This is a genomic window from Microbulbifer sp. S227A (assembly GCF_049800935.1).
In genome coordinates, this window is sequence record NZ_JBNAFZ010000003.1 from 558,192 (window position 1) to 568,183 (window position 9,992).

At 61.5% G+C, this 9,992-nt stretch carries 13 protein-coding genes; 8 read left to right on the forward strand and 5 right to left on the reverse strand.

The genetic code is table 11. The features are described 5' to 3' along the window. Positions 1–10: 10 nt before the first annotated feature. The 4 genes from ACP15R_RS10520 to ACP15R_RS10535 form a co-directional block, all read right to left on the reverse strand. Entirely contained in the window at positions 11–1,213 is a 1,203-nt protein-coding gene (locus ACP15R_RS10520; protein ID WP_424986358.1) for a cation:proton antiporter, read from the reverse strand. A gap of 89 nt (positions 1,214–1,302) precedes the next feature. After that, positions 1,303–1,884 carry a retropepsin-like aspartic protease family protein gene (locus ACP15R_RS10525; RefSeq protein ID WP_424986359.1) on the reverse strand — a complete coding sequence of 194 codons (582 nt, stop codon included), beginning with the start codon at positions 1,882–1,884 and terminating at the stop codon, positions 1,303–1,305. A 51-nt stretch (positions 1,885–1,935) separates the two neighbouring features. Further along, a complete protein-coding gene (locus ACP15R_RS10530; protein WP_424986360.1) occupies positions 1,936–2,553 on the reverse strand; it encodes a MarC family protein in 618 nt (205 codons plus the stop codon). Positions 2,554–2,555: 2 nt separating this feature from the next. Next, positions 2,556–4,406: an ABC-F family ATP-binding cassette domain-containing protein gene (locus ACP15R_RS10535; protein ID WP_424986361.1), complete on the reverse strand. Its 1,851-nt coding sequence runs from the start codon at positions 4,404–4,406 to the stop codon at positions 2,556–2,558. Positions 4,407–4,502: 96 nt separating this feature from the next. Between ACP15R_RS10535 and ACP15R_RS10540 the strand changes: the two genes are divergently transcribed. Continuing rightward, positions 4,503–5,705, forward strand: a complete 1,203-nt coding sequence (locus ACP15R_RS10540; RefSeq protein WP_424986362.1) for a multidrug effflux MFS transporter — start codon at positions 4,503–4,505, stop codon at positions 5,703–5,705. Between the two features lie 137 nt (positions 5,706–5,842). Further along, positions 5,843–6,265: a nucleoside-diphosphate kinase gene (gene ndk / locus ACP15R_RS10545; protein WP_424986363.1), complete on the forward strand. Its 423-nt coding sequence runs from the start codon at positions 5,843–5,845 to the stop codon at positions 6,263–6,265. Between the two features lie 417 nt (positions 6,266–6,682). On the opposite strand, the gene ACP15R_RS10550 is transcribed toward ndk, so the two are convergent. Continuing rightward, on the reverse strand, positions 6,683–7,234 hold the full coding sequence (locus ACP15R_RS10550) for a helix-turn-helix domain-containing protein (protein WP_424986364.1): 552 nt from the start codon (positions 7,232–7,234) through the stop codon (positions 6,683–6,685). 222 nt (positions 7,235–7,456) lie between these two features. Here ACP15R_RS10550 and ACP15R_RS10555 point away from each other — a divergent pair, with 222 nt between their 5' ends. From ACP15R_RS10555 to ACP15R_RS10580, 6 genes are all read left to right on the forward strand, one after another. Next, positions 7,457–7,597 (forward strand): hypothetical protein, encoded by a 141-nt coding sequence (locus ACP15R_RS10555; RefSeq protein ID WP_424986365.1) that lies wholly within the window; start codon positions 7,457–7,459, stop codon positions 7,595–7,597. Between the two features lie 14 nt (positions 7,598–7,611). Further along, a complete protein-coding gene (locus ACP15R_RS10560) occupies positions 7,612–7,896 on the forward strand; it encodes a hypothetical protein (RefSeq protein ID WP_424986366.1) in 285 nt (94 codons plus the stop codon). After that, complete coding sequence (locus ACP15R_RS10565; protein WP_424986367.1) at positions 7,893–8,132, forward strand: hypothetical protein; 240 nt, start codon at positions 7,893–7,895, stop codon at positions 8,130–8,132. The genes ACP15R_RS10560 and ACP15R_RS10565 overlap by 4 nt, the downstream gene beginning before the upstream one ends. After that, on the forward strand, positions 8,129–8,263 hold the full coding sequence (locus ACP15R_RS10570) for a hypothetical protein (protein ID WP_424986368.1): 135 nt from the start codon (positions 8,129–8,131) through the stop codon (positions 8,261–8,263). Before ACP15R_RS10565 ends, ACP15R_RS10570 begins: the two co-directional genes overlap by 4 nt. Before the next feature lie 113 nt (positions 8,264–8,376). Then, positions 8,377–8,787: a regulatory protein GemA gene (locus tag ACP15R_RS10575; protein ID WP_424986369.1), complete on the forward strand. Its 411-nt coding sequence runs from the start codon at positions 8,377–8,379 to the stop codon at positions 8,785–8,787. A 231-nt stretch (positions 8,788–9,018) separates the two neighbouring features. Continuing rightward, a protein-coding gene (locus ACP15R_RS10580) for an IS630 family transposase (RefSeq protein ID WP_424985805.1) occupies positions 9,019–9,977 on the forward strand; the annotation gives its coding sequence in 2 pieces (ribosomal slippage) (positions 9,019–9,360 and positions 9,363–9,977; 957 coding nt in all). Positions 9,978–9,992 lie beyond the last annotated feature (15 nt).

The following is a 9,992-nucleotide window of genomic DNA, read 5'->3' on the forward strand; positions in this document are numbered from 1 at the left end:
GGTGTGCGGGCTATTTGCCGCCGGGCCCGTCGAGCCGGAACAATGGCGATGCGTATTTCGCGGTGAACCCATGCGCAAAGGCCGAGATCAGCACCGCCGTGATGGCGATCGCAACGATCTGGTGGACCATCACGATGCCTTCGAAATCCATGGCGACAAAAACCGCGAACAACGCGGTGGCCAGCCCGCGCGGTCCGAACCAGCCATAGAACAGCCGTTCATTGGCGCCGGTCGCGGTGCCCAGCAGCGACAGCCAGATGGCAACTGGGCGCACCAGCAGCAGTGACAGCAGGATCACCACCAGCCCGGCGCCGGTTAGGTAATCCAGGGCTTCGGGAACGAACAGCACGCCAATGAAGAAGAAACTGAGCATGGCAAGGAACTGGCCATCGCCTTCGAGGAAGTGCCGGGCCGGCAGGGTCGATGTCTTGACCGAATTGGCATAGGCCAATCCCGCAACGAACACCGCGACAAAGGCGTTGCCGTGCAGATGTTCGGCGGCAAAATATATGAACCCGACGAGCACCAGAACCGCGACCTGGCCCAGTTCCGGATCCATCAAGCCGCGTTCCATCACGTGGTTGCGCAGCCTGCCGATGACAATCCCGCCGAGCAGCCCGACCGCCGCGCCGATGCCGATTTCACGGGCAACAAGCATCACCAGAGATCCGTCGCCCACGGCGGACCCGGACTCTCCCACCGCCAGCCCGGCGAAAAAGATCACGAAGGGCAGGGCCAGCCCGTCATTCAGCCCGCTTTCGGCATTCATCGCGTCGCGATAATCCTGCGGGATGCTGTCATTGGAGCGGATGGATTGTCCAAGTGCTGCATCGGTCGGGGCCAGCAGCGCGGCGAGCAGGCAGACCTCCCAGAAGGGCCAGTCGGTCAGGATCAGCCAATTCAGGAGCGCGCCGATGGCAATGGCAAAGGGCAGGCCGATCAGCAGCATCCGCTGTGTGCGCTGGCCGATCTTTCTCAACGTGTCGCGCCGCAGGCTGGTGGCATCGGCAAAGAGCAGCAGCGCCAGGGTGATCTCGGCCAGGTGGTGAAAAGTGGTGGCCGCTTCGAGATCGAGCGCGGTCCCGCCGCTCCCGATCAGCACGCCAAGGGCAAGGCTGACCATGGGCATGGTGATGCCAAGCGCCCCGATCCGGGCCGAGTACATGCAGTAAAGCAGCATCGCCAAGGCGATGTAGACGAGGTAATGTTCCATGCCGCGCCCCGGCGTTGGTCAGCGTCAGGACCATCTATGCATCATTGCGGGCGCGGGCCAAGGCGATTTTTCACGTGCGCCGCATGGCGTTAGCGGGTCAGAACCAGCGCGTTGTCACTGATCTCGATCCGGCTCCAGCGGCGCAGATAGGCCATGCCCAGCAGGGATTGCTCCATTTCACCCTCATTGACCCATGCGGTCACATCAAGGTCGCGATGGTCGCCAAGCGCCACGCTGTCGAGCCGGGCGAGCGCGGTGCGGACCTCGCCATTTGCGGTCATGGCACGCCCTGAAAAGACCAGCTCGTCCAAGGACAGCCCGACCCGGTCGGCATCGCCGGCGGTCAGGACCATTTCGGAGGCACCGGTATCGACAAGGAAATCTATGGGTTCACCATTGATCCGCAAGGTCAGATAATAATGCCCGTCGGGCGCGCGCGGCACTTCGATCTGCCCGGTTGCGGTGATGACGCTTTGTGTCGGGCGCAGGGTTTGGCGGATGTCATCCCAGACGCCGATGGCCGCGATGACACCGACAAAGATCAACCCCCAGGCCAATGCCTGCTGTACGACACGGCCCAGCGACTGGCGGTTCTGGGCGACATACCAGGTCAGCACCATGATCAGCAGCAGGACCAGGTAGAGCGCATTGCCAATTTCAAACGACGACATGGACACCTTTCGCAGATCACCCCCAGCATATAGGCAGCCTGCGCGCGCTTGCTAGGCGGCAAAGCCGAAATTGCGCAGCCCGTCGAGCACGAACTGGGTTGCCAGCGCCGCGAGCAACATGCCCAGCAGGCGGGTGACAACGACGATCCCGGTCTTGCCGAGCGCCCTGGCGAGCACGTCGCTGAGCAGGAATAGCAGAAACACCAGCGCGACCACGGCGATCATGATGCCGATCACCACGGCAAGCCCCTCGAACCCCGGTTTCTGCCCGGCCAGCAGGATCACCGTTGCAATCGACCCCGGACCGGCGATCAGCGGAATCGCCAGCGGAAAGACCGACGGGTCGGGCCCTTCGTCTTCCTCGGCCTGTCCCTCGCGGCGCTTGGTGCGCCGTTCAAACAGCATGTCCAGCGCGGTCAGAAACAGCAAAATCCCCCCGGCGACGCGAAAGGCGGGCATCGAGATGCCGATAAAGCTCAGAACCGCTTCGCCAAAGGCGGCAAACACCGTCAGGATGGCGATCGAGATCACGCAGGCGCGAATGCCGATGGCCCGCCGCTTTTGCGCGCTGGTGTCCTGGGTCATCGCAATGAACAGCGGTGCCAGGCCAATCGGGTCGATCACCACAAACAGCGTGACAAAGGCGGTAATCAGAAACGCGGTATCCATGCTCAGGCCTCCGCCCGTTCGAGTTTTTCAAGCGCGCTCAACCACAGGGCCTCGGCGCGGTCAAGCCCGTCCATCACTTCGGCATATTTGCGCTGCCAGACTTCGGCCTCGCCTTTTTTGCCGTCATCATACAGGGCGGGATCGGCCAGTTTCGCGGCAAGCTTGTCGCGCATGACGTTCAGCTTCTGCACCCGTTCCTCGCTTTTGCGGGCCTCGGCGCGCAACGCAAGGATGGCATCGCGTGACGGGCGCTTGGGTTTGGGCTTGGCATCGGCGGTTTGGCGCGCCGGCTTGTCCCGCGCCAAGAGCAGGTCGCGATAGGACGCCAGATCGCCCTCATAGGGGGTCACGGTGCCCTGGGACACCAGCCACAGGCGATCCGCGACCAATGACAGCAGGTGCATGTCATGGCTGACCAGGATCACCGCGCCGGAATAGGCGGTCAGCGCCTCGACCAGCGCCTCGCGGCTCTCGATGTCCAGATGGTTGGTCGGTTCGTCCAGGATCAGCAGATGCGGCGCGGGCAGGGTGGCCAGAAGCAGCGACAGGCGCGCCTTTTGCCCGCCCGACAGGCGCCCGACTTCTGTATCCGCCTGATCCGCGCCCAACCCGAATCCGGCCAGCCGGGCGCGCAACCTGGATTGCCCCTCGGCGGGGCGTTCGCGCAGCAGGTGTTGCAATGGCGTTTCATCAACCCGCAGCTCGTCAACCTGGTGCTGGGCGAAAAAGCCGATGCGCAGCTTGCCGGAACTGCTCATGCGGCCTTCCATCGGGGCCAACCGGTCGCTCAGCATTTTTGCAAGGGTGGATTTGCCCTGGCCGTTCTTGCCCAGCAACGCGATGCGGTCATCCTGGTCGATGCGCAAGTTCAGGTTGCGCAGCACCACGGTATCGCCATAGCCGACCTTGACGCCTTCGGTGGCAATGATCGGCGGTGACAATTCCTCGGGTTCGGGAAAGGAAAACACCGTGCGGGCCGCATCTTCGGGCGCGCGGATGGTTTCCATTTTTTCCAGCATCTTGACCCGGCTCTGCGCCTGTTTCGCCTTGCTCGCCTTGGCCTTGAACCGATCGACAAAGGCCTGCAGATGCGCCCGCCGCGCATCCTGTTTCTTGGCCGCCGCCGCCTGCACCGCGCGGTTGGCGGCGCGCTGGCGGGCGAACTGGTCGTAATTACCGGTATAATAGGTCAGCCCGCGGTTCTCGAGATGCAGGATCCCCCCCACCGCCCGGTTCAGCAATTCGCGGTCGTGGCTGATGATGATCACCGTATGCGGATAGCGCGCCAGGTAGCTCTCCAGCCACAGCGCCCCTTCCAGATCGAGATAGTTGGTCGGTTCGTCCAGCAGCAAATAATCGGGCTCGGAAAACAGCACCGCCGCCAGCGCCACCCGCATCCGCCATCCACCGGAAAAGGCGCTGCATGGCATCTGCTGTTCCTGGTTGTCAAAACCAAGCCCGCGCAGGATCGACGAGGCCCGCGCCTCGGCGGACCAGGCATCGATATCCGTGAGCCGGGTCTGAACCTCGGCGATTCGTCCGGGATCGGTGGCGGTTTCCGCCTCGGCCAACAGCGCCGCGCGCTCGGTATCGGCCGCCAGCACCGTGTCCAGCAACGACACCTCGTTGCCCGGCACTTCCTGCGCGACACCGCCGATGCGGGCCTGTGCGGGCAGGCTGATCGAGCCGCTTTCCAGCACCAGCTCGCCCCGGATCAACCGGAACAGCGTGGTCTTGCCAGCGCCGTTGCGTCCGACCATGCCGACCTTGTGACCAGATGGAATTGTGGCGCTGGCCGCCTCGAACAGCGGGCGTCCCTCGACCGCATAGGTGATATCATTGATGCGTAACATGACGCGGCTCATAGCAGAGGCCGGGAGCCTATGGCCAGCCTGTCCGCGACGTGTTAGCGCAGCAATGTTCCGCCCCCAGATGATGCCGAGATCCACATGCGTCCCGCGCAAAGCCCCCCGCACCTGTTTACCCTCGTGATCCTGACCGGGGTGTCGGTGGTCACCCTGAACATGATCCTGCCATCGCTGGCGCAGATGGCCGAGGAATTCGGAGTGTCCTACGGCTATGTGAACCTTGCGATCTCGGGCTATCTCGCGATCACCGCGGTGGTGCAGCTGCTGATCGGGCCACTCTCCGACCGGTACGGACGCCGCCCGGTGCTTCTCGTGTCGGTGGGCATTTTTGTGCTGGCCTCGCTCGGGTGCCTGCTGGCGCAGGAGTTCCGCCTGTTCCTGGTCTGCCGGCTGGTGCAGGGGGCCATTGCGTCGGGACAGGTCCTGTCACGCGCCATCATCCGCGACATGCATCCCCCCAACAAGGCCGCGAGCCTGATGGGCTATGTCGCGATGTCGATGGCGCTCGCCCCGATGCTGGCTCCGGTGCTGGGCGGCGCGCTGCACATGCTGTGGGGCTGGCGCGCCGGCTTTGCCCTGTTCTCCCTCCTTGGGATCGCGATCCTTGCCCTGCTGTGGGTCGATCTCGGCGAAACCAATGGCAACCGCACGACCCGGTTCGGCCAGCAACTGCACGATTATCCGTTCCTGCTGAAGTCACGCCGCTTCTGGGGCTACAGCCTTTGCATCGCCTTCTCTGTCGGCGGTTTTTTCACCTTTATCACCGGTGCCCCGCTGGTCGCCTCCGCCTGGTTCGATCTCAGCCCGGCGATGCTCGGCCTCGGAATCGGGATCATCACCACCGGATTCATGGCCGGAAACTTCGTCACCGGGCGCATGGCGGCCCGCACCGGGTTGATGACACTGATCCTGTGGGGGCGCAGCGCCGCAACCGCCGGGCCATTGATCGGCCTCGCGCTGTTCCTGTTCGGCCAGGGCAGCCTGTGGGTCTTCTTCGGCGCTGCGGTCGCGGTTGGCTTTGGCAACGGCCTCACCATCGCTAATGCAAGCGCCGGACTGCTATCGGTACGCCCAAACCTGGCGGGAACGGCATCGGGCCTGTCCGGCGCGCTGGCGGTCGGGCTCGGGGCCATCCTCACCAGCAGCACCGGCGCAATCGTGACCACGGGCAACGCCCCGTTCGCGGTGCTGGGCCTGATGTCGCTGATCAGCGGTCTGGGCCTGCTGGCGGCGCTCTATGTCCGCCGGTGCGACCGGATCGACCCGCTGCCCGACGCGGGCTGAAGCCACCCGGGCCACAGTCGCCAAAATGCGCGCCACAGACCGCCAACGCGCCTTTTCAAACCCGCCAGCCCATGCTAGGCGCGCGCCATCCATTACCCGGTCGACGCTCGCGCGGCCGAATTGCAAGGAGATGCCCGATGGCACTGGAACGCACCTTTTCGATCATCAAGCCCGACGCCACCCGCCGCAACCTGACCGGCAAGATCAACGCCAAGTTCGAAGACGCCGGTCTGCGCATCGTCGCACAGAAACGTATCCACATGACCAAGGCCCAGGCCGGCGTGTTCTACGAAGTCCACAAGGAACGCCCGTTCTACGACGAGCTGTGCGACTTCATGTCGTCGGCCCCGGTGGTCGTTCAGGTCCTGGAAGGCGAAAGCGCCATCACCAAGAACCGCGAAATCATGGGCGCCACCAACCCGGCAGACGCGGCCCCCGGCACGATTCGCGCCGAATTCGCCGAGTCGGTGGGTGAAAACTCGGTCCACGGTTCGGACGCTCCCGAAACCGCCGCGGTCGAAATCGCCTATTTCTTCTCCGGTCTCGAACTGGTGGGCTGATCCAGCCGGTCCCGGCCGATCGCAAACGTTGAAGGGGCTGATCCAGATCGGATCGGCCCCTTTTTTCCCTCCGACCCACGCCGCCACCCACATCCCCGGGGGGCTTCATCTTTGGTCAAATACTCCGGGGGAGACGCCCGCAGGGCGGCGGGGGCAGCGCCCCCAGTGAGCGCGAACAATTGGTTTTGACACCCTGCAAAATACCCGAATCAATAAAATCAATGGGTTAGTTGGTGGCGAATTGCAGGGGTTTTGACAGTTTGGGGCGTTTTCGTGGGCTTTTTTGCCAAAATAGGAAAACGCTCCGGAGATTTTTTTCAATAAAATCAATGCGGATCGAAAAGCGTCGTGCGGCAGACACCGCACCACCCACGACATTAAGAGCCAGACAATTAGTTAAGATTGTGACGCACTACTTTAGCCGCCTGACTTTTCGTTCAGATTGAATTCCGGATTTGGGGAGTTCTGATCGGACAATGACGCACGCAATCGCGAACTCGCCAGACCCTGTTCCAGTGTAATGTCAGCGATGCGCAAGGTGTCGTTTGACGTTCCCCGAGATGTGATTGCTCCGGCCCGCTCCCCAGCGTCCCAACCGATCTCCGCCGCCCATTCCTCCGGCGAAAGTCCAAGTATTGTACCTTCGGAGAAGATGGCCGAACCTTGGCTTTGGAACTCTTCCAGAATCGTCTGGAAGGCTTGTAGCGATGCGGCGCGAGCGCTCTGCCTCACGAGCCTTCCGGCGTTTTGACCAGTCGATTTGCCGCCAAATACTAACCAATGAAGTGATATCGAAAGCCCTTTTGATAGCTTCACTAGCGCGTCGAGGCCGGGCGTATTTGCTTCGGTTCGCAGCATATATTTTTCAAGTGACCTTTTCGGAACGCCTGTCCGATTAGCCATCTCTTGCACGGTCAGTCCCTGACCTTCTCGCAACGTCCTTAGGCGCTCTGCAAAATCCTCGGTCACGACAACCCCCTTGGTTGCCTCCTAATTTGGGTGTCCGAAACCCTCACAAGGAGGTTCTCAGCGTGTCTGCATTACAGGATGGTCAGGACAAAAACCACACCTTGTTGCGTGTTCGTGCAGGCTTCACAGCTTCAGGCACAAGTCTCCATGCATGGTGCAACGCTAATGGAATTGCCCCCAAAACGCACACAAGGCGCTTACAGGAAATTGGAGCTTGCACGAATGGCCAAGCGGTTTGGTGGGTTGGGTGATGTATCGGAAGTGCTGGTCACGGCAAATGACATGTCCGGCGGTTCCAGGCCATGCCTTGAAGACGTAAAGGCCGCAATGGAATTCCTCGAATTGGGAAAGGCGGGCCGATGAGGCAGGATCGCGAAATGAAGGTGACTGTCACCATGAAGGCGTCGGAGATCGAGACCACGCGGGAATGGTTGGCGCGGGCCGGTGAATTTCCGACCATCGCATACAACTACGCCCTGGAGATCGAGAAACTGCTCTCGAAGGCCAAGGCGACGCCCGAAGACGGCCGGGAGTTGGCCGAGCTTGTGGCCGGGCTGAGAAACGACGCTATGCGAGCGGAAATGGTTCGCAATGCCCTGCGTTCGGTCTTGGAAACTGCCAAGATTACCGATGCCGAAGGCCGAAAGGGAAGGTTGCAATGATCGTTTTGTCACAAGCCGAACTGTCTGACTTGGGTGATCAAGTCCAGGACGTTGTTCTCTGGGGTGCGCTTGCGGCGGGTGCTGTCCGCTATCTGGCTCGGGCGAGCGAAGAGATCGTCACGGACGATCTGTCCTGTGTTCTTGAACTGATCGGTTGTGCCCTGTCGCGTGAGAGCCCAGCTGACCGGTTGTCTACGAGATTGGACGAATTGCGGAACCGGGAGGAAGTGCGATGACTATTCAGCCTGGCACCCGCTGCATCGTTCAGGTTGACCCTCTGGAATGTCAGGACCAGTACAACCGGGTCGAGGAGTTGCAGCGGGCGCTCTATCATGCCCGCGCGGATTGTGGATGCAATTGCGTATGATCGCTTTGATCGGCAGGAAGCCCCGTCAGTGGCGTATTTCACCGCACAAGCCCTGCATTTCATCGCGGATGGGCAGGGCGAGGACGCAACAGACGAAGGGAAAGGAGAACACCATGCAGATCACGCGTAATCAGCAAAAATTGGTCTTTGTCGCCAGGGCGAAACAGCGGCTGACCGAGGAGCAATACCGCGCCGCCCTCGTGCAGATCGGCGGGGTGGCCAGCCTGACCGAACTGGACACGGATGGCTTTGAGGCGCTCCTGGCATTTTTCGCCTATTTGGGCTTTGATCCGGTCACGCCAAAGGGGCGCAGCTATGGCGACCGGCCCGGCATGGCCACCATTGGCCAGATCGAGTTCATCCGGACGCTCTGGCAGGAATACACGCGCGGCAGGGCCGGGGAAGACGAGCTAAACAAGTGGCTTGAGCGTTGCTGGAAAACTTCCAGCCTGCGATTTCTTCGCAAGGAAACCGCGCCCAGGGTGATCACGGACCTGAAATCCATGAAGGCGCGTGTCGCCTGACCGAAGGGATCAGGACAAGTTCAAGGGGCGGCGCAGAAACGCGCTGCCCCTCCTTTTTGGGTGACGCGCTGAGCGGCCCGCTGAGCGCCTTTTGTCCTGCTGGGCGGGGTGCCCCCATCAAAACCGAAGACACCGTTTAAATTTGGCTAAAGCAGTTCCAGCTTTTGTTGAATCAAAGGGGGTTCCCATGAGGTGAGTTTTCTGATTCATCCTGTTCAGGAGGATCAGTTCATGCCTAACCCGCTTTCCGCCGATATTCGTGCCCGTTTTGAGGTGCTCTTTGCTCAAGGCCTTACGGGCCGCGAGATTGCGCGCCGTCTGATGATTTCGGCGGCCTCCGCCTCGCGTTTGTCTCAAAGGCTCAAACGCGGATTGCGCCTGACACCCGCCGACAACCCGCGCAATACCGGTCATGGGCGGTTGGCTCCGCACCTCGATTTTCTCATCGAGCTGATCCATCAGGACCCGGACATCACGCTCAGGGAATTGCAGGGGGCCTTGGCCGATGCACATGATGTGAGCGCATCAGTCTCTGGTATCGATCAAGCGCTCAGGCGGCTGGGATACTCGTACAAAAAAAGAGCCTCATTGCGGATGAACGCAAGCGCGCAAAGGTAAGACGCGCAAGGGCGGATTGGTTTGCCCATCGTGTTCCGGCGATCAGCGCGATGCCTGAACGCGTTGTCTTTCTTGACGAAACCTCCGTCAAAACGAACCTGACACGCCTCCGGGGGCGCTCCCTGCGCGGGACGAGATTGACGGCATCTGCGCCGTTTGGGTCATGGGGAACCCAGACCTTGATCGCCGGACTGGGGCCATCCGACCTGATCGCGCCATGGGTCATTAAAGGGGCGATGGACGGCCCCGCCTTTGTCGCTTACATCCGCGACGTGCTGATCCCCGAGATCGAACCCGGCACCGCCGTCATCCTCGACAACCTGGCCACGCACCGCAACAAGGAGGCCGAGGCGCTTCTGGGCGAACACGGCTGCTGGTTCCTCTTTCTGCCGCCCTACAGCCCGGACCTGAACCCAATCGAGATGGCCTTCTCGAAACTCAAAGCCCACCTGAGACGCATTGGAGCGCGCTCATTCACAGGGTTGTTCGAAGCCCTCAGTGAAATCTGTGACCTCTACACCCCGCAAGAATGCTGGAACTACTTTTGCGAGGCCGGATATGCTTCTACGTAAACTGGAACTGCTTTA

Coding starts and splice junctions, on each gene's coding strand:
- ACP15R_RS10520 (WP_424986358.1), bottom strand. CDS start 1,213: ATGGAACATTACCTCGTCTACATCGCCTTGGCGATGCTGCTTTACTGC.
- ACP15R_RS10525 (WP_424986359.1), bottom strand. CDS start 1,884: ATGTCGTCGTTTGAAATTGGCAATGCGCTCTACCTGGTCCTGCTGCTG.
- ACP15R_RS10530 (WP_424986360.1), bottom strand. CDS start 2,553: ATGGATACCGCGTTTCTGATTACCGCCTTTGTCACGCTGTTTGTGGTG.
- ACP15R_RS10535 (WP_424986361.1), bottom strand. CDS start 4,406: ATGTTACGCATCAATGATATCACCTATGCGGTCGAGGGACGCCCGCTG.
- ACP15R_RS10540 (WP_424986362.1), top strand. CDS start 4,503: ATGCGTCCCGCGCAAAGCCCCCCGCACCTGTTTACCCTCGTGATCCTG.
- ndk (WP_424986363.1), top strand. CDS start 5,843: ATGGCACTGGAACGCACCTTTTCGATCATCAAGCCCGACGCCACCCGC.
- ACP15R_RS10555 (WP_424986365.1), top strand. CDS start 7,457: ATGGCCAAGCGGTTTGGTGGGTTGGGTGATGTATCGGAAGTGCTGGTC.
- ACP15R_RS10560 (WP_424986366.1), top strand. CDS start 7,612: ATGAAGGTGACTGTCACCATGAAGGCGTCGGAGATCGAGACCACGCGG.
- ACP15R_RS10565 (WP_424986367.1), top strand. CDS start 7,893: ATGATCGTTTTGTCACAAGCCGAACTGTCTGACTTGGGTGATCAAGTC.
- ACP15R_RS10570 (WP_424986368.1), top strand. CDS start 8,129: ATGACTATTCAGCCTGGCACCCGCTGCATCGTTCAGGTTGACCCTCTG.
- ACP15R_RS10575 (WP_424986369.1), top strand. CDS start 8,377: ATGCAGATCACGCGTAATCAGCAAAAATTGGTCTTTGTCGCCAGGGCG.